This is a genomic window from Glycomyces sp. NPDC047010, from assembly GCF_040644205.1.
Taxonomy (GTDB): Bacteria; Actinomycetota; Actinomycetes; order Mycobacteriales; family Micromonosporaceae; genus Glycomyces.
The window spans coordinates 26,261-45,489 of sequence record NZ_JBEYVY010000017.1; the positions used below are offsets into that span (position 1 = coordinate 26,261).

The window sequence follows — 19,229 nt, forward strand, 5'->3', positions numbered from 1 at the left end:
GCGGCTCAGCGCCGAACTGCTCGACCGGCTCGTGGAGGCCGTCGAACCGCGCCGCACCGCCCGCACCGGCGTCCACGCCTGCGTCACCGCCCACCTGACGTGGTGCACCGAGAACCGCGCCAAGGCCCACTTCCTGCTCGGGATGCCCTACCAGGCCCACCTGGTCAGCCCCACCGAGGCGATGCTCGCCGAGACCGCGCCGCAGCTCGCGGCGATTCTCGCGTGGATCGCGCCGCACGTGCGGGCCGGGCGGATCGTGGACGTCCCCGACGGCCTCCTGGGCTGCCTCCTCATCGGACCTGTGACCGAGGCGGTGACGCGCTGGCTCATCGGGATGCCCGGGGCCGACGACATCTCGGAGGCGTTCAGGTACCTGCCGGACCGGATCTGGGCCTCAGTGAAGGGCCCCAACGGTTTACGCGATCAGCCGAGCCGCTCCAGGGCCTCCACGAGCGGCTTGAAGTCGGGGTTCCCGCGGGCCTCGTCGAGCGCTTCGCGCAGCGCCGCGTCGTGGGTCGGCGTCGCCGCGGCCAGGAGCGCGCGGCCCTCGCCGGTGACGTCGGTGTAGATCCCGCGGCGGTCGTCCTTGCAGATGGTGCGGGCGAGGAGTCCGCGGTCCTCCATGCGGGTCACCAGGCGCGTGGTCGCGCTCTGGCTCAGTACGATCGCGTCGGCGACCTGCCGCATCTGGAGGTGCCTGCCCTCGGCCTGCCGGTCGAGGACGGTGAGCAGCGAGAACTCGCGCACGCTGAGGCCGTGGTCGGTCTCCAGCCGCCGCCCGATGCGGTCGGCGATGCGCTCGTGCAGGACCGACAGGGCGCACCAGTGCTGCGCGAGTGCGGTCATGGTCTCCGGGGCAGCGGTCACGGTGCTCCTCCCTCGGGGCGGGGTCGGTCGACCCATCCTAGCGTACGGCGGTATAGCCGACACGACGAATACCATCGCTTGCAATAGCCCGCGTCTGCAAGTATTGTTGGCGGCGGAACGGGGCACCCGCGGCCCCGGGATTCGGCAGACTCGACGCCGCGAACCGAAGGAGAACCGATGAGCGAACAGCTGCACGTCGCCGTGCTCGGCACCGGCATCATGGGGGCCGCCATGGCCCGCAACCTCGCCCGCGCCGGGCACCGCGTCACCGCCTGGAACCGCAGCCGCGGCAAGGCCGCGCCCCTCGCCGCCGACGGGATCGGCGTCGCCGATACCCCCGCAGAGGCCGTCGCGGACGCGGACGCGATCGTCACCATGCTCTACGACGGCCCCGCCGTCGAAGAGGTCATGGCCCAGGCCGCGCCCGCCCTGCGGCCCGGCGCCCGCTGGATCCAGTCCACCACCGCGGGACTCGACGGCACCGCCGCGCTCGCCGCCCTCGCCGCGGCGCACGGCCTCGTGTTCTTCGACGCCCCCGTCCTCGGCACCAGGGCCCCCGCCGAGGCCGGGAAGCTCACCGTCCTCGCTGCCGGCCCCGCCGACGACCCGGTCGCGAACGCCGTCTTCGACGCCGTCGGCGCCAAGACCGTGTGGACCGGCCCCGACGGATCGGACGGCAGCGCCTCCCGCCTCAAGCTCGTCGCCAACAGCTGGGTCCTCGTCCTCACCCACGGCATCGGCGAGGTCCTCGCCCTCGCCAAGGGCCTCGGCGTCGACCCCCAGGGCTTCTACGACCTCATCCAGGGCGGCCCGCTCGACGCCGGGTACGCCCACGCCAAGGGCGCGCTCATCCTCGACGGCAGCACCGACCAGGCCAGCTTCGGCCTCGACACCGCCCTCAAGGACACCCGCCTCATCGTCGCCGCCGCCGAAGCCAGCGGCGTCCGCCTCGACCTCGCCGAAGCCGGGGCCGAGCGGTTCCGCCGCGCCTCCGAGCAGGGCCACGGCGACGAGGACATGGCCGCGACCTACTTCGCGAGCTTCGACGAATGACCACGTCACACTCGACGACCTGCTGAAACCCAGCGGACAGACGTACCCTTGGGGCCGCCCGCACCGGCGGCCCCGCCCCCCGGACCGCCACTCACCTTGAAGGAACCATGACCAGCAACCTGTTCACGCCGCTCCACATCCGCGGAACCGTGTTCCCCAACCGCGCCTGGATGGCCCCGATGTGCCAGTACAGCGCCGACACGACCGGCCCCGGCACCGGCGCGCCCAACGACTGGCACGTCCAGCACTACGGCTCCCGGGCCGTCGGCGGCACCGGGCTCATCCTCGTGGAGGCCACCGCCGTCACCGCCGAAGGCCGCATCAGCATCGGCGACCTCGGCATCTGGAGCGACGACCAGGTCCCCGCCCACCGCCGCCTCACCGACCTCATGCGCGCCCACGGCACCGTCCCCGGCATCCAGCTCGCCCACGCCGGACGCAAGGCCACCTCCGACCTGGAGTTCAACGGCGGCCGCGCCCTCGCCCCCGACGAAGGCGGCTGGACCCCCGTCGCGCCCAGCGCCGTCGCGTTCAGCGAGTCCCGGCCCGTGCCGCACGCCCTCACCCGCGACGAGGTCCAGGGGATCGTCGACGCGTTCGCCGCCGCCGCCCAGCGCGCCCTCGACGCCGGGTACGAGGTCGTCGAGATCCACGGCGCCCACGGCTACCTCCTCCACGAGTTCCTCTCGCCGGTCTCCAACCGCCGCGACGACGAGTACGGCGGGTCCTTCGAGAACCGCACCCGCCTGCCCGTGCAGATCGCCGACGCCGTGCGCGCCGTCGTCGGCGAGACCGTGCCCGTGTTCTTCCGCGTCTCCGCCACCGACTGGATCGAGCCCGAGGGCTGGACCGCCGACGAGACCGTCCGCCTCGCCGCCGTCCTGCGCGAGCACGGCATCGACCTCCTCGACGTCTCCAGCGGCGGCTCCGTCCCCCGCGCCGACATCCCCTCCGGCCCCGGCTACCAGGTCCCGTTCGCCGCCCGCGTGCGCCGCGAGACCGGCCTGCCGACCGGCGCCGTCGGCCTCATCACCGAGGCCCGCCAGGCGGAGAAGATCCTCGCCGACGGCGAGGCCGACGCCGTCTTCATCGGCCGCGAGATGCTGCGCGAGCCCTACTGGGCCCGCCACGCCGCCGCCGAACTCGGCGACGAGGCGTACAAGCCCGCCCAGTACGGCCGCTCCTGACGACCGCCCCGGCTCCCGGCCCCGCGCCGGGAGCCGCAGGCGTCCCCAGGGGACGGTCCACCTGCGGCGATCCTCAATAGACCGAAACGGTGCACTTCCGGCAACCCGGTCGTACCGGACCCGCACCGGCCGGTGCGGAACCAGGACCGCGCGTCGCGCATCGAGGACCGCCCCACGTCGCGCCCCGAACCGGAGTACGCTCCCGCCCAGGCGGAGAGGAGCGCACCATGACGGACCCGCGACCCGGGGGCGGACGCCCCATCGAGGACTACGCCCTCATCTCCGACCGCCACACCGGCGCCCTCGTCGGCACCGACGGCTCCATCGACTGGCTCTGCCGCCCCCGCTTCGACAGCCCCGCCGTCCTCGGCCGCCTCCTCGACCCCGACGCCGGCCACTGGTCCATCACCCCCGCCGCCCCCTACCGCACCGAACGCGCCTACGCCGGCGAGACCTTCGTCCTGCGCACCACCTTCACCACCGGGACCGGCACCGCCGTCCTCACTGACGCGCTGGCGCTCGGGCCCGCCACCGAGGCCGGGCGCATCCGCCTCGCCGCCCGCGCCCCCATCGCCACCATCCGCGTCATCGAATGCACCGCAGGGGAACTCGACGCGGACTTCGCGTTCCGGCCCCGCCCCGAGTACGGGCTCGTCAACCCGATCTTCACCCGCGTCCCCGGCGGCGTCCTCGCCACCGGCGGCCCCGCCCGCTTCGTCCTCACCAGCCCCGTCGACCTCGACTTCAGCGACGCCGGGGCCACCGCCCGCCTCCACCTCAAGGCGGGGGAGAAGCTCCACTTCTGCGTCCAGACCGCCGACCTCGCCCAGGACCCGCCGCCCGCGTGGACCCCCGAGGCCGTCGCCGCCGCCATGGACGAGACGCTCATCGGCTGGCAGGACTGGCACGACGCCCACCCCGACTGGGACGGCCCCCTCGCACCCCTCGTCAAACGCTCGGTCCTCGTCCTCGAAGCCCTCCGCTACCAGCCCACCGGCGCGATCGTCGCCGCCCCCACCACCTCGCTCCCCGAAGCCGTGGGCGCGGGCCGCAACTGGGACTACCGGTACTCGTGGGTGCGCGACGCCAGCTTCACCGTGCAGGCCCTCGCCGAGGCCGGATGCCACGGCGAGGCCGTCGAGTTCTTCGAGTTCATGACCCGCGCCGCCGCCCACTACCAGCCCGAGCAGCCGCTCCAGATCATGTTCGGCATCGGCGGCGAGCACGACCTCTCCGAACGCGAACTCGGCCACCTCGCGGGCTGGCGCGGCTCCAAGCCGGTGCGGGTCGGCAACGCCGCCTGGCTCCAGCCGCAACTCGACGTCTACGGCGAACTCCTCGACGCCGCATGGCATCTGCGCGGCCACCTCCAGGGCCTCGACGAGCCCGCCCGGCGGTTCCTCACCGGCATCGCCGACGCCGCCGCCGACCAATGGGAGCAGCCCGACCAGGGCATCTGGGAGTCCCGCGGCGAGCCCCGCCACTACGTGTACTCCAAACTCATGTGCTGGACCGCCCTCGACCGGGCCGTGAAGTTCGCCGACCGCCTCGACGCCGCCGACCGCGCCCGCGACTGGGCCGCCGAGCGCGACCGCGTGCGCGAGGCGATCGAGACGCACGGCTGGAACCCCCGCGTCGGCGCGTTCTGCGCGGCCTTCGGCGACGACGACCTCGACGCCTCGGTCCTCGCCATGCCCGCCTCCGGGTTCCTGCCCGGCGGCGACGAACGGCTCAAGTCCACCGTGGACGTCATCGACGCGCGGCTGCGCGACGAACGCGGCCTCCTGCGCCGCTACGAGACCGGGACCGACGGCCTCGACGGCGCCGAGGGCTCCTTCGTCATGTGCACGTTCTGGCTCGCCCAGGCCCTCGCGCTCACCGGCCGCCCCGACCGCGCCGAGGCCGCGTTCGCGCTGGCCGCGGACTGCGCGAACGACCTCGGCCTGCTCTCCGAGGAGGTCGACACGGCCACGGGCTCGATGCTCGGGAACTTCCCGCAGGCGTTCAGCCACATCGGGCTCATCAACGCCGCCATCGCGATCCGCGACGCTCGACGCGCCGGTCCGGGGCGGTTACCCTCGGTGCCGTGACGCTCTTGATGATCGACCTCGACAACACCCTCATCGACCGCGACGCGGCCTTCCGCACCGGGCTGACCGCGCTCCTCGCCGCCCACGGCCACGCCGCCGACCACGCGGAGTGGATCATGCCGGTCGACGACCGCGGCTACGCGCCGCGGCCGGTCGTCGCGAGGGCCATGCGCGAGCGCCTCGACTTCGACCTCACCGAGGACGGGCTCATCGACGCGCTCTACCGCGGCTCGCGCGACAACGCCCGGCTCGAACCCGAGACCGCCGACGCCATCGCGCGCGCCCGCGGGGCGGGCCACCGCGTCGTCATCGTCACGAACGGGCCCGTCGAGGGCCAGTTCGGGAAGATCCGCAACGCCGGGCTCGACAAACTGGTGGACGCGTGGACCATCAGCGGGGCCGTGGGCGCCGACAAGCCCGAGGCCGCGCCGTTCCACGCCGCGGCGGCCGCGGTGGACGGCTCGCTCGCCGACGCGTGGATGATCGGCGACCGCGACGACGCCGACATCCTCGGCGCCCACCGTCTCGGCGTCCCGAGCGTCTGGCTCCACCTCGGCCGCGAATGGACCATCGCCGACTACCGGCCCACGCACACCGCCGGATCGGTCGTGGAGGCCATCGACCACGCCGCGAACGCCCCGCGAGTGTCGTGAATCCGTCTCGGCCGCATCGCGAAAGCCCCTCAAGGCGCGCGCGGCGCCGGTTAGCGTGATCGTGAGCGGCCCACCGATGCACCGGCGGTGACCGTGCAGCGGCCGCGGGCCCTACGCCTGCGGCCGCTTGGCGTTCAACGCAGTTTGAGATAGGCGCTGAGCTGCGCGGCCGCGTCGAGCATCGCCAGCCCGCGCCGCGTCAGGCGCCCCCGCCAGTCCTCTAGGGACTCCGCGAGGGCCGCGGTGCCGCCCGCGGTCCGCACCTGCCGCACCACGGACGCGATGTGCTCCAGCGGGTACCCGCCGCGCCGCAGCAGGTGCGCCAGCTCGGCGTCGCGCACGTCGTCCCACTCGAACCGCCGGTACCCGGTGACGCGGTCGCGCGCGGGGGAGAGGATGCCGGCCCGCTCCCAGTTCCGGAGCGTCGCGGCCGTGACCCGCAGCCGGTACGCGAGTTCGCCGACCGTGAAGGGCGCGAACCGCTCCGGTGCCTCCGGCTCGGTCAGCCGCGCCATCGAGGCCGTGACCGCGTCGAGGGTGGCCCGGTCGCGCAGCAGCTGCTCGTGGCCGCGGTCGACCACCATGAGCACCTCGTCGATCCTCCCACTGTGGACGGCGTGCATGGCCTCCCCGGCGACGGCGTACCCGTACGCGCGCACCAATGCCAGGAACGCGCGCAGCGCGGCCGCGTGGACCTCGGTGTAGACCCGGTAGCCGCTCGCGGTGCGCTCGGCGGGCGGGAGGAACCCCTCGCGCTCGTAGTTGCGCACGGCCTGGGCCGTCAGCCCGTGCTCGCGCGCCAGGTCGGAGGGGCGCAGGTCGGAGGGGCTCGGTTTCACCACGGTTTGAGACTCTACCCGGCCGTCCCGAGGTCAGGAGCGGTCGAAGTCTCAACCCTTCTTTCAACGATACGTTTCAAGGCATGCAGACCGACCAGACCACCGCAGTCCACGACGTCATCGGCCTCGGCGAGCGCGCCCACGGCGACTCGCCGCACGCGGAGGCCCGCACCGACCACGCGCTGCGCCTCGTCGCGCAGGGCGCGCGCTCGATCGTGTTCGAGTCCGACCGGGTCGCCGCCTTCGCCGTGGACGACTACGTCCAGGGCCGCACCGACGACCTCGACACCGCGCTCAGTGACGGCTTCACCCACGGGTTCGGCGCGTTCGCCGTCAACCGCCGCCTCGTCTCCCGGCTCCGCGCCTTCAACGAGGACCGCGGCCCCGGCGACCGGGTCGCGTTCCACGGCATGGACGCGCCCCTCGAATTCACCGCCGCCAGCCCCCGCGCCTACCTCGAACACGTCCGCGACTACCTCGGCCTCGCCCTCGACATCGCCGCGCTCACCGACGACGACGAGACCTGGAGCGCCATGGAGGCCGTCACCGACCCGGCCGCCTCGCCCGGCGACACCCCCGCGGCCCGGCGGCTCCGCGTCATCGCCGACGACCTGCACGCCGCGCTCTACACCGCCGCGCCCGAACGCATCGCCGCCACCTCGGTCGCCGAGTGGCACCGCGCGAGGGTCAACGCCGCCACCGCGGCCGGGCTCCTGCGCTACCACCGCCAGGCCGCGCAGCCGCTCCCCGAGGTGGAGCGCTGGAGCCGCCTCTCCGGCGTCCGCGACGCCCTCATGGCCGCCAACCTCCTCGACGTCAGGGCCCTCGAAGCCGACCGCGGCCCCACGGTCGTCCTGGCCCACGACATTCACCTGCAGACCACCGAGAGCCGCATGGAGATGGCGGGCATGAACCTCACCTGGGCCGGGACCGGCGCCATCATCGCGGCCCTCCTCGGCCCCAAGTATCTGTTTGTCGCCGACGAGGACTAGGCGGACGCATCGGCCTTCGCGTCGCGGCCGTCGGCCTCCTGGAACGACTCCTGCTCGGCGATGTCCCGGGCCAGGTGGGCGACGGACCGGTTGAAGACCTCGCGGTCCTGCGGGTCGCGCAGGTTCCAGTCGTCCAGGTGCCGGTCGAGCCAGCGCTTCCAGGCGGCCACGAACAGCTCGAACTCGGCGCGGCCGCGCGGCGTCAGGCTCAGGTGACCCGCGTCCACGGCGAGGAACCCGTCCCGCACGGCCTGCACGAACACCGGTTGCAGCACCTGCGGCGGGAGCCGGTGGGCCGCGGCGATCTTCGGGAGCGTCGCCTCGTACCCGGCGGTCTGGCGCATGTAGACCTGCCGCAGGGCCCACGACCCGGCCCGGTCGAGGGCGCTCGCGCCGGACGCCGACTCGTACACCTCGGTGTAGACGGTGCGCCGCTCCCGGCGCATGACGTCGGCGACCATGCGGGCGAGCCGCTCCTCGGACGGGGACGGGTCGGGGGCGGCGAAGCCCTCGCCCATGTCGACGGCGCGCCCGCGGGCGGCGTCGTGGAGCGGCCGCTCCTGGAGGAACCACGCGACGAGGAACCCGAGGACCGCGATCGGCACGGTCCAGAAGAACACGAAGTTGATCGAGTCGGCGTACGCCTGCACCACCGGCGCGATGACGTTCGCCGGGAGCTCGTGCAGCGCACCGGGACTGGCGGCCGCGGCCGGGTCGATCCCCGACTCGGCGTACGCGGTCGCCAGGAGCGGCGTCAGGTGGTTGGAGAACATCGTCCCGAAGATCGCGGTGCCGAACGTGGAGCCGACGGTGCGGAAGAACGTCACGCCCGAGGTCGCGGCGCCCATCTGCGCGTACGGGACGGTGTTCTGCACGGCGATCGTGAGCACCTGCATCGCCAGGCCCAGACCGAGGCCGAGGACCAGCATGTACGCGGACTCCAGCCAGATGCTCGTGCCCGGGCCCATCGTGGACATCAGGTACAGGCCCACGGCCATGAACGCGGTGCCGAGGATCGGGAAGACCTTGTACCGGCCGGTGCGGCTGACGAACGCGCCCGAGAGGATCGAGGTCGTGAGCATCCCCGCGACCATCGGCAGCGTCCGGTACCCCGAGACCGTGGCCGAGACGCCGTCCACGTACTGGAGGTACGTGGGCAGGAACGTCATGGCGCCGAGCATCGCGAACCCGACGATGAAGCTGAGGATCGAGCACACCGTGAACACCGGGTTTCCGAAGAGCCACATGGGGAGGATCGGCTCGGCGGCCCGCCGCTCCACGAACACGAACACGGTGAGCGCGACGACGGCGCCCGCGAACATCCCGATGATCGTGGCCGAGCCCCACGCGTACTCGTCGCCGCCCCATTCCAGGGCCAGGATCAGCAGCGACGTGCCGATCGCGACGAAGATCAGTCCCCAGTAGTCGATGATCGGCTTGACGGCGGACCGCACGCGCGGCACCGTGGCCGCGGCCATCGCGATCATGACCACCGCGATCGGCACGTTCACGTAGAAGCACCACCGCCACGACAGGTGGTCGGTGAACAGCCCGCCGAGGGTCGGCCCGAGCACGGTGGTCACGCCGAACACCGCGCCCATCGCGCCCTGGTACTTCCCCCGCTCGCGCAAGGGGATCACGTCGGCGATGAGCGCCATGGCGGTGACCATGAGGCCGCCGGCGCCCAGGCCCTGCACGGCCCGCGCGACGATGAGGAACACCATGTCGTCGCTGAACCCGGCGAGCGCCGAGCCGCCGACGAACACGACCGCGCTGATCTGGAAGATCGCCTTGCGCCCGAACATGTCGCCGAACTTGCCGACGACCGCCGACGCGATCGCCTCCGCCAGCAGGTAGGACGTGACGACCCACGCCATGTGCCCCGCGCCGCCCAGGTCCGCGACGATCGTCGGCAGCGCCGTCGAGACGATGGTCTGGTCCAGCGCCGCCATGAGCATGCCGAGCATGATCGTGGTGAACACGAGGTTCCTGCGGGACTTGCTCAGGACCGGCGGCGCGGGCTCCGCCGCGGCGGGCCGCTCGGCGGTGTCGACAGTGCTCATAGGGCGAACGATAGCGGCAAATCATCCCATAAATGCAGGTTCCGGAGCCGTTCGCGCGGCCTAAGATCGCTCCAGGCACAACCGAACCGGAGGCCGGATGGAACTGGTGGCGATCCTGTTCGCCCTCACCGTGGGCGGACTGCTCCTGACCGCCGCCGCAGAATGGATGCGCGTCCCCGCGCCCGTCCTCATCTGCCTCTACGGGCTCGCCCTCGGCCTCATACCCGGCATGCCCGCGCTGCAGCTCGACCCCGAGCACCTCCTCCCGGTGCTCCTGCCGCCCCTGCTGTGGGCCGCGGCCCGCAAGTACTCGTGGCGCCACTTCGCCGCGAACTGGCGGCCCATCATCTTCCTCGCGGTGGTCCTCGTCTTCGTCACCGCCGCCGCGGTCGCCCTGGTGGCCGCCACCATCAGCCCCGTCCTGCCGGTCACCGCCGCGATCGTCCTCGGCGCGATCTGCGCCCCGCCCGACGCCGCCGCCGTCAGCGCCATCGCCGACCGCCTCGGCCTGCCCCGCCGCCTCGTCACCATCCTCGAAGGCGAGGGCCTGTTCAACGACGTCACCGCCCTGACCCTCTACAACGTCGCCGTCCTCGGCGTCGTCACCGGCTCGGTCTCCGCGGCCTGGTCCGCCGGCCTGTTCGCCTACTCCGCGGTCGCCGCCGTCGCGATCGGCATCGGCGTCGGCTGGATCCTCGTCAAGCTCGGGTCCCTCGTGGACGACAGCCGCGTCGTCACCGCCCTCGGCCTCACCGGCCCCTACATCGCCTACCTCCTCGCCGACGGCGTCAAAGCCTCCGGCGTCCTCGCCGTCATCTGCGCCGCGTTCTACCTCGTCGCCCGCTCCAACGACCCCGACGACTACGAGGGCCGCCTCGTGCAGGGCTCGGTGTGGGAGGTCCTGGAGACCGCCCTGAACGCCCTCACGTTCGCGATCGTCGGCATGGAGCTGGTCGACATCATCCAGGCCGTCGGCGACGGCGTCGACGAGCTGCTGTGGAAGGCCCTCGCCGTCGCGGGCGCCGTCATCGCCGTCCGGGCCCTGTGGCTCGGCCTCGCGATCGTCCTGGGCCGCATGGGCGTCGGCTGGAAGCAGCTGGGGGAGCACCCGCGCCTCGCCGTCGTCACCGCCTGGGCCGGGATGCGCGGCGTCGTCACCATCGTGACCGCGCTGGCCCTCCCCGAGACCATCGCGGACGGCTCGCCGTTCCCCGGCCGCGAGCAGATCCAGTTCCTCGCCGTGGTCGTGGTCATCGCGACGCTCCTCGCCCAGGGCCTCACCCTGCCCGGCCTCATCGCGTTCCTCGGCGTCAAGGCCGACACCGACAAGGAGACCGAGGCCGTGCGCGGCATCATGGCCGAGGCCGGGAAGGCCGCCACCCGGCGGCTGCGCGAGCTGCGCTCCGAAGGCGAAGTGGACGACGAGGTCGCCGCCCGCATGGAGCAGTGGTACGACCGCCGCGCCGAGAAGATCGCCTCCCTCGTGGAGGACCGCGAAGACCCCGAGACCGAGCGGATGGTCGAGCGCTTCGACGCCATGCAGCGCATCGAGGGCGAGATGATCTCCGCGTCCACCGCCCGGCTCCTCCAGATGCGGTCCTCGCCCGGCCACGACCCGGCCCTCATCGACCGGGTCCTCGCCGCCCTCGACCACCGCGCCGTCGGCCGCAACCGCGGCGCGTGATCCTCGTCCACCGGTATGTCGCTGCCGGGCCCGGCGCCCGTCCGCCCGTACGGTGGCGCTTGTGGAGAGACGAGACGCGAGCGCGGGCCGACGCGCGGCGGCCCTGGCGATCGGGGCCGCGGCCCTCGCGCTGGCCCTGACCGGGTGCGGCGCCGGCCAGCACGCCGAGACCAGCAAGATGCAGACGGCCATTTCCGGGGTGGACGCCGACGCGGGTTCCGTGGCCCTGCGCGACGTCCAGATCGACTTCGGGGACGCCGGGAACTACCGCGAGGGCGGCCAGGCGCCGCTGCGGGTCTGGATGGCGAACAACGGTGACGAGGCCGTGTCCCTCGTCGCCGTCACCAGCCCCGTCGCCGAGGCCGTGACCCTCGCGACCGAGGTCGTGGAGGTCGAGGAGAGCCCCGCCGAGGAGAGCCCGTCGGCCGAGGCGACCACGCCCGGCGAGTCGGCGAGCCCGGGGGAGGACGCGAGCGGGTCCCCGAGCGCGGACGCCTCCCCTGACGCCGAGGAGACCGTCGCGGAGCTGGTCGGCGAGCGCGAGTTCGCGATCGAGCTGGCGCCCTCCGACTACGCGCGCCTGGCCCCGTCCACCGGCTCGTTCCTCCTCCTCGAAGGCTTGAAGGAGGACGTCACCATGGGCACCCGCGTCGAGGTCGCGTTCACGTTCTCGAACGGCGAGACCGTCGTGCTCGACGTCCCGATGGGCATCCCCGACGTCCCGCAGGAGCGCACCTACTTCGGCGACCCGCACGAGCCCGCCGCCGAATAGGCAACGGCCACAACGCTGAAGACGGCGGCCCCGCGGACGCGGGGCCGCCGTCGCCGTTCACCTCGCCTGCGAGCCCGGCAGCTGCATGATGAGGACCGTGAGGTCGTCGGTGCGCTCGTACCCGCCGCCCTGGAAGTCCGCCTTGAGCTTGCGGTGCAGCCGGTCGGGGTCGCGGATGCCGGACGCGATGTGGGCGTTGAGCATCGAGATGATCGGGAACGTCTGCCCGTCGGCGTTGCGGCCCTCCACGAACCCGTCGGTGAACGCCACGATCAGGTCCCCGGGCATGAGCGCCGCCTCCCGGACCACCGTGCGCTGCAACCCGAAATCCGTCAGCCCCAGCGGCGGCATCGGCTTCGCCGAGATCGGCTCGGCCGTGCCCCGCACCAGCAGCGGCGCCGGATGCCCGCACAGCACCACCCGGATCGTGTCCCGCCGCGGCGTGATCTCGATGAGCACCGCCGTCGCGAACGACTGCTCCCACTCGTCGAGCCCCCGGTTGTGCAGCCGCACCCGCCGCTCCATGCGCGCCGTCAGCGTCGCCAGGTCCGGGTCGTCGAGCGCCCGCTCCCGGAACGTCCCCAGCAGCGCCTCCGTCAGGTGGACCGTGTTCAGGCCGTGCCCCTGGACGTCGCCGACGACCGCCCTGATCCCCGCGTCCGTCTCCTGCACGTCGTAGAAGTCCCCGCCGACCAGGCCCGGGCTGCCGTCGTGCGTCCGGTACGCCACCCCGACCCGCACCCCGCCGACCACCGGCGGCAGGTCCGGGAGGATCGCGCCCTGCACCGTCTCGGCCACCAGCGTCATGTCGAGCAGCCGCATCACGATCCGGTTGCGCACCCACGCCAGGACCGTGCACAGCAGGCCCACGAACGCGATCGGCGGCAGGTCCTCCCACACGCTCGGCGGGTAGGGGATCAGGCCCAGCGCCTCGGACCCGGCGCCGATGAGCGCGCACACCGCGGCCGTCGCCACCAGGGTCGCCACCGGCCCGTTCACCAGGGCCGTGAACGCGGGGAGCAGCACGATCGCGTAGTTCGCGTACGGCACCATCACCGGGTTCACGAACGCGATCGGCACCGTGGCCACCAGCAGGAGGATCGGCAGGAAGCGCAGGAACCGGACCGACGCCGGATGGCCCGCCGAGATCCGGTCCCACGGCGTCTGCGGCGTCACGTAGGACCGCATGTAGCCCTGCATGTCAGCCCCCTCCGTCGGCCCCCTGCGCATGCCGAGAGCCTAATCAGAACCGGGCCTTGAGGAGTTCTCAACAGGGAAAACGGGAGGCGGGCGGCGCTGGGAGCCGCCGCCCGCCCCCCGGTCGAGCATGTCAGGCGCGCTGCGCCTGGACCGCGTCGATGGTCTCGCGCAGCCGCTCCTCCTCCTCGGCGGAGAGGTTCGTCTGGAGCAGCTTGCCCTGGTACTGGCCGCCGAGCTCCTGCACGACCTTGTCCTCGGTCGCCGAGACGACCAGGAGGACCAGCGCGGCGGACCCGGGCGCCAGCTCGGTCCCGAGCTGCTTCATGAACGAGTCGTCCACGCCGACGTCGGTGAGGGCGCCGCCCGCGGCCCCCGCGGCCGCGCCGACCGCCATCCCGAGCAGGGGGGCGAAGAACAGCAGGCCGATGAGGCCGCCCCACAGCGCCCCGCCCGCGGCGGAGACGCCGACCAGGGACGTGGACTGGTGCAGCTTGACCTTGCCGTCCTCGCGGCGCTCGACCACGACCGCGTCGGCGAGCTTGATGAGCTCGCGCTTCTGCATGTCGGCGAGCTTGCCGAGGACCGTCTGTGCGGTGGGGACGTCCGGGTAGGCCACGGCGATGAGTTGGCTCATGGGCGCCTTCCTTCCTGCGTTGCGCCGCCGGCGGCGGCTTCTCGGCCCGATTCTGGCCCCCGTGCGGACCCGTGTCCGGCGATCGCACGGAAATCCCGGAACAGGCGGCCCTCCCGTCCACCCGCGCCCCGCCGATCCCACGATCCGCCGCGCGTTCCCGCGTTTCGGGACCGGCGGTTGACGCCCGCCCGCAACCTGTCTATATTTCCCATAGATTTGGTAGAGTTATTTGCCCGGTTACCGTCTCGGAAGGCAACCCCGTGAAAACCCTCGTCCTCCTTGGGATCGTCGGCCTGGTGGCCCAGCTCGTCGACGGCAGCCTCGGCATGGCCTACGGCGTCACCTCGACCACCCTGCTCCTCGCGATCGGCACCAACCCCGCCACCGCCTCGGCCACCGTCCACCTCGCCGAGATCGGCACCACCCTCGCCTCCGGCGCCTCCCACTGGCGCTTCGGCAACGTCGACTGGAAGGTCGTCCTCAAGATCGGCATCCCCGGCGCCGTCGGCGCCTTCGCGGGCGCCACCTTCCTGTCCTGGCTCTCCACCGAGCTCGCCGCCCCGATCATGTCGATCATCCTGCTCGGCCTCGGCCTCTACCTCCTCATCCGCTTCACCCTCCGCGGCCTCGACTCCCGCAACCTCGGCAAGCCCCTGCGCAAGCGGTTCCTCACCCCGCTCGGCCTCGTCGGCGGCTTCCTCGACGCCACCGGCGGCGGGGGCTGGGGTCCGGTCGGCACGCCCGCGCTCCTCGCCTCCGGGCGCATCGAGCCCCGCAAGGTCATCGGCTCGATCGACACCTCGGAGTTCCTCGTCGCGCTGGCCGCCTCGCTGGGCTTCCTGTTCGCGCTCGGCAGCCAGGGCATCGACTTCGCATGGGTCGGCGTGCTCCTGCTCGGCGGGCTCATCGCCGCGCCGATCGCGGCGTGGCTGGTGCGGCACATCCCTCCGCGCGTCCTCGGCTCGGCCGTCGGCGGCGTCATCATCCTGACGAACGTGCGCACCCTGCTGCGCTCGGACTGGATCGCCGCCTCGAACACCGTCCAGGTCGTCACCTACATCGCCATCGCGGCAGTGTGGATCGCGGCGGTCTGGTACTCGGTGCGCCGCCACCTCGCCGAGCGCGACGTGGGCGGCCCGGTACTCGACAAGGCCAACAACCCCGTCACGGAGTCGGACGAGCCCGCCGCCGAGACCGCCTGAGCCGCGTTCGAAGCGCCCCTTCGCAAGGCACCGTTTCACAAGACACCGCTTTTTCAAGGCACCGTTTTACAAGGCACCGTCGAGCCGTGCGGGCCCGCCTCCTCCGGGAGGCGGGCCCGTTCCGCATTCCGCCCGGACCGTCCCTATCGGATTTGGGGGACGACGTAGGGACCGCGCTCCAGTAGCATGTTCCCTCAGCACGTGGCCGCCGAGGGACCGCTGGAGGCGACAGTGACGCTGTTCTACCAGGCAGTACTCCGCGACGGCGGGCAACGGCTCGGCCCCCGGCTGCGGCGCAGCTTCGCCGCGTGGGCGCGCGTCGAGGACGACGGCTCCCCGCTGCTGGAGCACTCCCGCGGCCGCACCCGCGCGACCCTCGCGGACACGGAGGTCTGCGGCCGGTACGTGCTCGACGTGCCGACCGGCGCCGGGCGCCTGCGCACCACCGCGACCTGGGCCGCCGGTCGTCGGCCCGAGCGCAGCTGGGTCCTCGTCACCGTCGAGGGCGACCTGTCGCCCACGGCCGAACCGGTCCGCGCCCCCGGCTTCATGCCCGCGTTCCTCGCGACCGGCCGGGCCACCGACGGGGCCGTCCCGGTCGAGGCCGGGACGCACCTCGTCGGGCCCGAGGAGGTCAAGGACCTGACCGTGCGGCTCGCGAACCGCTCCCGGGCCGTGCCGCTCATCGTCCTCACCGTGGACCGCACCGACCCGGCGGTCGCCACCGCCTGCGCCGACCACCTCGCGGAGGCGCTCGCGGGCGTCGCGTCCGTGGTCCGCCTGTACGACGCGAAGACCCAGGACGAGCTGAACGCCTGGCTCGGCCCGGACCTGAGCGTCTTCGGCGGCGGCCTGCGCACCTACCTGCCGGGCGTGCGGCCCGGCGAGGAGTCGTACGCGATGCGCCACCAGCCGCGCGGGGGCAACGCGATCCGCGAGCACGGCACCCGCGCGCTCGGCGTGGTCGTCACCGGGGTCGTGGAGCTGTCCGCGCACCGGCAGGTCCCCACCGACGTGCGCCAGGCGGAGCCGCGGGTCGCCCGCGTCCTCTCCGGCGCGCTCGCCCCCGCGGACCTGCACGCGGCCCCGCCGAGCCCTGCCGCCATCGCCGTCCCGCGCCCGCCGAAGATCCCCAAGCAGGCCGTGCCCAAGGACCCGGTGCCGGAACCGGAGAGGGAGCCGGAACCGGCTGCGCCCGAACCGGAACCGGTGGCCGAGATGCCGCCCGCGCTGGCCCCCGCGCCGTCCGCCCCCGCCGTCCCCGCCCTCCCCGAGGACGGCCGCCTCGCGGGCGCCATCGCCGCGCGGCTCGCCGAGCACCTCGACGACGCCGTCCTCGAAGCGCTCGTGGACATGGCCCGCGGCGGCGACTCCGAGACCACCGGGCTCATCAGGACCATGTCCGCGCACCTCCAGGCCCTCACCCGCGCCGTCGAGACCACGGGCCTGCTCGGGCGGCGCGGGCGCGGCGACGAGCTCGAACGGCTGCGCCGCGAGTACGACCAGCTGGAGATGGACTACGTCGAACTCCAAGAGCACGAACGGAAGGCGCAGGACCGCATCCGCTGGCTCGAAGGCCGCCTCGCCGAGCACGCCGACCCCGTCTACGGCGTGCAGGACGAGGGCCCCGAGGGCCCGTGGGACGCCGAGTGCCTCATGGACGTGGTGCAGCGCGCCCGCAAGCAGCTGCGCCGCCTCGACCTGCCCGACACGCTCGACACCGAGGTCTCGCGCCTCGACGTCACCTACCCGCGCCAGCGCCGCCGCTGGGCCGCCCGCGCCTGGGACGCCCTGCGCGCCCTCGACGCCTACGCCGAAGCCCGCGCCGAGGGCCGCTTCACCGGCGGCTTCTACGACTGGTGCTCGCGGCCGCTGCCCGGCGGGCCGCACATCATCCCGACCATGGTGTCCATGAAGGAGTCCACGTCGGTGGCGGGGAACCCGAAGTTCTACAAGGCCAGGGTCTTCCGCGTCCCGGCAGAACTGGACCCCTCGGGCCGCGTCTACATGCCCGCCCACGTGAAGCTCCAGCCCGTCGGCTCGCCCGCGCCGCGCATGCACTTCCTCGACGACGCGGGCGGCGCCACCGGGCAGGTCTGGATCGGGTACCTGGGGGACCACCTGCCCAACACGCGCACCAACTAGGGCGGCGACCCCAGCGGCGGCGGCGCTCCCGTAGGCTCGGGGAGAACCCGGGAGGAGCGCCGATGGACTTCATGAGCCGCAACGCGCGGTGGATCGCCCTGACTGCGGTGCTCGTCGTCATGGCCCCGTTCTTCGCTTGGGGGCTCAACGCCCTGTTCGCGGTGGACACCTTCCTCGTGGCCGTGATCCTGCTCGTCGCCATCGTGGTGGCCGTCGTCCTCCTGGCCCGGTCGCAGAACGACGAGGAGTAGACATGGCACGAAGGAGCCACCGCCTCTTCGCCCGCTGGTACCCCAAGGCCGCCGCGTCCATCGAGGACCGCGGCCTCGGCGAGCAGCGGGCGCGGCTCCTGGCAGGACTGAGCGGACGCGTGCTGGAGGTCGGCTGCGGCCACGGCGCGAACTTCACGCACTACCCCGAGGCCGTGACCGACCTGGTCGCGGTCGAACCCGAGGAGTCCATGCGGGACCTCGCCCTTGCCCGCGCAGAGGAGCTGGGCCGCAAGGCCGTCGTCCTCGACGGGCAGGCGGAGCAGCTCTCGTTCGAGAACGACTCCTTCGACGCGGTCGTCGCGACGCTGGTGCTGTGCTCCGTCGAGGACCAGGGCCGGGCGCTCGCGGAGATCCACCGCGTCCTCAAGCCCGGCGGGCGCCTCGTGCTCCTTGAGCACGTCGGCTCCGCGAACCGCAACATCCGCGCGCTCGAATACCTCTTCGACGTCGTGCTCTGGTCGCACGTGTTCGGCGGCTGCCACACCTCGCGCGACACCGGCGCGAACATCGCGGCGGCCGGGTTCGACACGGCGGGCCTCACGCCCGCGAAGCTCCCGTTCCTGCCCTACCCCCTCAAGGTCAGCCCCCACCTGGCGGGCGAGGCCCGCAAACCCGCATAAGGCTCCGCCCGGACGGCCCCGCCTCGGGGGCGGGGCCGTCCGCGTGCGCAACGGGCTCAACCGATCCGGCCGTACGCCTTCAGGGTCTCCAGCCGCGCGAGCGTCAGGTACCCGCCCCACTCGTGGACCACCACGGGCGTCCACATAGTGAAGTTCGGGGCCCAGCCGCCGTCATCGCCCTGGTCGGCGACGATCCGGTCCAGGTGGACGCCGATCTCCTCGTCGCTGAACAGGCGCCGCCCCAGCGCGTCGGGCCGCGGGGCGAGGTCGACGGGGGAGTGGACGTGCCCCGGCGCGTCCGGGTCCAGGGCCGCGGTGGCGCGAAGCGGCTCCCGCAGGCGCTCGAACTCGGCCTCGGCGCGCTCGCGGTCGGACACGCGTTCGAGGAAGTTCAGGACGCACATGGCGTCGTACGCCTCGACCTCGCCGATCGCCGCGATCGCGTCCCAGCAGTACTCGGTGGCCGGCCCGAGCCACGGGTGGTCCACGCCGAACGCGTGGAGGAGCCCGGCGACCGGCGCGGTCGGGTTGAGCGCGGCCGGCGGCTCCTCGCCCTGCGGCTGCCACCAGGGCCCGCGCGGGTCGCCCAGGACGCTCGGGAGCACCCACGGGACGCCGCCGTCCGCAGTGGAGTGCGCGGCGAGCCAGTCGCAGGCGCGCAGGAGCAGCGGCTCGTCGGCGGTCGCGATCCCTGCGAGCATCCCGAGGGCGATCTCCACGCCCTGCGGCTGCCCGCCCGCGCCGCGCAGGTCCGGCTCGATCGCGTGGCCGAAGCCCCCGTCGAGGTTCTGGTAGGCGGCGACGGCGTTGCGCACCAGCTCGCCCGGCGCGCTGCGGAACGCGTGCGCGAACCGGAGCCGGTCCACGAGCCGGGCGTGCAGCTCCATGTACCGCTCGGCGGCGGCGAACGCGTTCGGGTCGAGGGTCTTCATGCGGTCCCCTTCGGTCGGTGTGGC

17 protein-coding genes are annotated in these 19,229 nt (G+C 73.2%); 11 read left to right on the top strand and 6 right to left on the bottom strand.

The features are described from left to right. Positions 1-423: 423 nt before the first annotated feature. Positions 424-846, bottom strand: coding sequence for a MarR family transcriptional regulator (locus AB0A65_RS25335; RefSeq protein ID WP_359955311.1), 423 nt, complete (start codon positions 844-846; stop codon positions 424-426). A 198-nt stretch (positions 847-1,044) separates the two neighbouring features. Here AB0A65_RS25335 and AB0A65_RS25340 point away from each other — a divergent pair, with 198 nt between their 5' ends. The 4 genes from AB0A65_RS25340 (at position 1,045) to AB0A65_RS25355 (ending at position 5,850) form a co-directional block, all read left to right on the top strand. Further along, positions 1,045-1,920 (top strand): NAD(P)-dependent oxidoreductase, encoded by an 876-nt coding sequence (locus tag AB0A65_RS25340; RefSeq protein WP_359955198.1) that lies wholly within the window; start codon positions 1,045-1,047, stop codon positions 1,918-1,920. Positions 1,921-2,027: 107 nt separating this feature from the next. Beyond that, complete coding sequence (locus tag AB0A65_RS25345) at positions 2,028-3,107, top strand: NADH:flavin oxidoreductase/NADH oxidase (protein WP_359955201.1); 1,080 nt, start codon at positions 2,028-2,030, stop codon at positions 3,105-3,107. Positions 3,108-3,334: 227 nt separating this feature from the next. Then, a complete protein-coding gene (locus AB0A65_RS25350; protein ID WP_359955203.1) occupies positions 3,335-5,197 on the top strand; it encodes a glycoside hydrolase family 15 protein in 1,863 nt (620 codons plus the stop codon). After that, the gene (locus tag AB0A65_RS25355; RefSeq protein ID WP_359955206.1) at positions 5,194-5,850 is read left to right on the top strand and encodes an HAD family hydrolase; all 657 of its coding nucleotides are present in this window, start codon (positions 5,194-5,196) and stop codon (positions 5,848-5,850) included. Before AB0A65_RS25350 ends, AB0A65_RS25355 begins: the two co-directional genes overlap by 4 nt. Before the next feature lie 134 nt (positions 5,851-5,984). Here AB0A65_RS25355 and AB0A65_RS25360 read toward each other — a convergent pair whose 3' ends face one another. Then, the gene (locus AB0A65_RS25360) at positions 5,985-6,692 is read right to left on the bottom strand and encodes a TioE family transcriptional regulator (protein WP_359955209.1); all 708 of its coding nucleotides are present in this window, start codon (positions 6,690-6,692) and stop codon (positions 5,985-5,987) included. 80 nt (positions 6,693-6,772) lie between these two features. Here AB0A65_RS25360 and AB0A65_RS25365 point away from each other — a divergent pair, with 80 nt between their 5' ends. Then, positions 6,773-7,681: an erythromycin esterase family protein gene (locus AB0A65_RS25365; RefSeq protein WP_359955212.1), complete on the top strand. Its 909-nt coding sequence runs from the start codon at positions 6,773-6,775 to the stop codon at positions 7,679-7,681. On the opposite strand, the gene AB0A65_RS25370 is transcribed toward AB0A65_RS25365, so the two are convergent. Further along, complete coding sequence (locus AB0A65_RS25370; protein ID WP_359955215.1) at positions 7,678-9,744, bottom strand: MDR family MFS transporter; 2,067 nt, start codon at positions 9,742-9,744, stop codon at positions 7,678-7,680. The two genes, AB0A65_RS25365 and AB0A65_RS25370, sit on opposite strands and share 4 nt — an antisense overlap. Positions 9,745-9,841: 97 nt before the next feature. Here AB0A65_RS25370 and AB0A65_RS25375 point away from each other — a divergent pair, with 97 nt between their 5' ends. Both AB0A65_RS25375 and AB0A65_RS25380 read left to right on the top strand, forming a co-directional pair. Next, a complete protein-coding gene (locus tag AB0A65_RS25375; protein ID WP_359955218.1) occupies positions 9,842-11,428 on the top strand; it encodes a sodium:proton antiporter in 1,587 nt (528 codons plus the stop codon). Between the two features lie 61 nt (positions 11,429-11,489). Then, entirely contained in the window at positions 11,490-12,200 is a 711-nt protein-coding gene (locus AB0A65_RS25380; RefSeq protein ID WP_359955221.1) for a hypothetical protein, read from the top strand. A 57-nt stretch (positions 12,201-12,257) separates the two neighbouring features. On the opposite strand, the gene AB0A65_RS25385 is transcribed toward AB0A65_RS25380, so the two are convergent. Further along, positions 12,258-13,400: a PP2C family protein-serine/threonine phosphatase gene (locus tag AB0A65_RS25385; RefSeq protein ID WP_359955224.1), complete on the bottom strand. Its 1,143-nt coding sequence runs from the start codon at positions 13,398-13,400 to the stop codon at positions 12,258-12,260. 130 nt (positions 13,401-13,530) lie between these two features. Next, entirely contained in the window at positions 13,531-14,034 is a 504-nt protein-coding gene (locus AB0A65_RS25390) for a DUF1269 domain-containing protein (RefSeq protein WP_359955227.1), read from the bottom strand. A gap of 260 nt (positions 14,035-14,294) precedes the next feature. Between AB0A65_RS25390 and AB0A65_RS25395 the strand changes: the two genes are divergently transcribed. The 4 genes from AB0A65_RS25395 to AB0A65_RS25410 all read left to right on the top strand — a co-directional run bounded on the left by AB0A65_RS25395 (position 14,295) and on the right by AB0A65_RS25410 (position 18,273). Then, positions 14,295-15,236 carry a sulfite exporter TauE/SafE family protein gene (locus AB0A65_RS25395; RefSeq protein ID WP_359955230.1) on the top strand — a complete coding sequence of 314 codons (942 nt, stop codon included), beginning with the start codon at positions 14,295-14,297 and terminating at the stop codon, positions 15,234-15,236. Positions 15,237-15,437: 201 nt separating this feature from the next. Then, positions 15,438-17,381, top strand: a complete 1,944-nt coding sequence (locus AB0A65_RS25400; protein ID WP_359955233.1) for a hypothetical protein — start codon at positions 15,438-15,440, stop codon at positions 17,379-17,381. Positions 17,382-17,443: 62 nt separating this feature from the next. After that, positions 17,444-17,632: a hypothetical protein gene (locus tag AB0A65_RS25405; RefSeq protein ID WP_359955236.1), complete on the top strand. Its 189-nt coding sequence runs from the start codon at positions 17,444-17,446 to the stop codon at positions 17,630-17,632. A 2-nt stretch (positions 17,633-17,634) separates the two neighbouring features. Further along, on the top strand, positions 17,635-18,273 hold the full coding sequence (locus AB0A65_RS25410; protein ID WP_359955239.1) for a class I SAM-dependent methyltransferase: 639 nt from the start codon (positions 17,635-17,637) through the stop codon (positions 18,271-18,273). A 56-nt stretch (positions 18,274-18,329) separates the two neighbouring features. On the opposite strand, the gene AB0A65_RS25415 is transcribed toward AB0A65_RS25410, so the two are convergent. Then, positions 18,330-19,205, bottom strand: a complete 876-nt coding sequence (locus tag AB0A65_RS25415) for a hypothetical protein (protein WP_359955242.1) — start codon at positions 19,203-19,205, stop codon at positions 18,330-18,332. Positions 19,206-19,229: the final 24 nt, after the last annotated feature.

Excerpts from the sequence above, each read along its gene's own strand:
- AB0A65_RS25365 (WP_359955212.1), top strand. The coding sequence starts at position 6,773 with ATGCAGACCGACCAGACCACCGCAGTCCACGACGTCATCGGCCTCGGC.
- AB0A65_RS25335 (WP_359955311.1), bottom strand. The coding sequence starts at position 846 with ATGACCGCACTCGCGCAGCACTGGTGCGCCCTGTCGGTCCTGCACGAG.
- AB0A65_RS25390 (WP_359955227.1), bottom strand. The coding sequence starts at position 14,034 with ATGAGCCAACTCATCGCCGTGGCCTACCCGGACGTCCCCACCGCACAG.
- AB0A65_RS25385 (WP_359955224.1), bottom strand. The coding sequence starts at position 13,400 with ATGCAGGGCTACATGCGGTCCTACGTGACGCCGCAGACGCCGTGGGAC.
- AB0A65_RS25410 (WP_359955239.1), top strand. The coding sequence starts at position 17,635 with ATGGCACGAAGGAGCCACCGCCTCTTCGCCCGCTGGTACCCCAAGGCC.
- AB0A65_RS25375 (WP_359955218.1), top strand. The coding sequence starts at position 9,842 with ATGGAACTGGTGGCGATCCTGTTCGCCCTCACCGTGGGCGGACTGCTC.
- AB0A65_RS25405 (WP_359955236.1), top strand. The coding sequence starts at position 17,444 with ATGGACTTCATGAGCCGCAACGCGCGGTGGATCGCCCTGACTGCGGTG.
- AB0A65_RS25415 (WP_359955242.1), bottom strand. The coding sequence starts at position 19,205 with ATGAAGACCCTCGACCCGAACGCGTTCGCCGCCGCCGAGCGGTACATG.
- AB0A65_RS25350 (WP_359955203.1), top strand. The coding sequence starts at position 3,335 with ATGACGGACCCGCGACCCGGGGGCGGACGCCCCATCGAGGACTACGCC.
- AB0A65_RS25370 (WP_359955215.1), bottom strand. The coding sequence starts at position 9,744 with ATGAGCACTGTCGACACCGCCGAGCGGCCCGCCGCGGCGGAGCCCGCG.
- AB0A65_RS25340 (WP_359955198.1), top strand. The coding sequence starts at position 1,045 with ATGAGCGAACAGCTGCACGTCGCCGTGCTCGGCACCGGCATCATGGGG.
- AB0A65_RS25345 (WP_359955201.1), top strand. The coding sequence starts at position 2,028 with ATGACCAGCAACCTGTTCACGCCGCTCCACATCCGCGGAACCGTGTTC.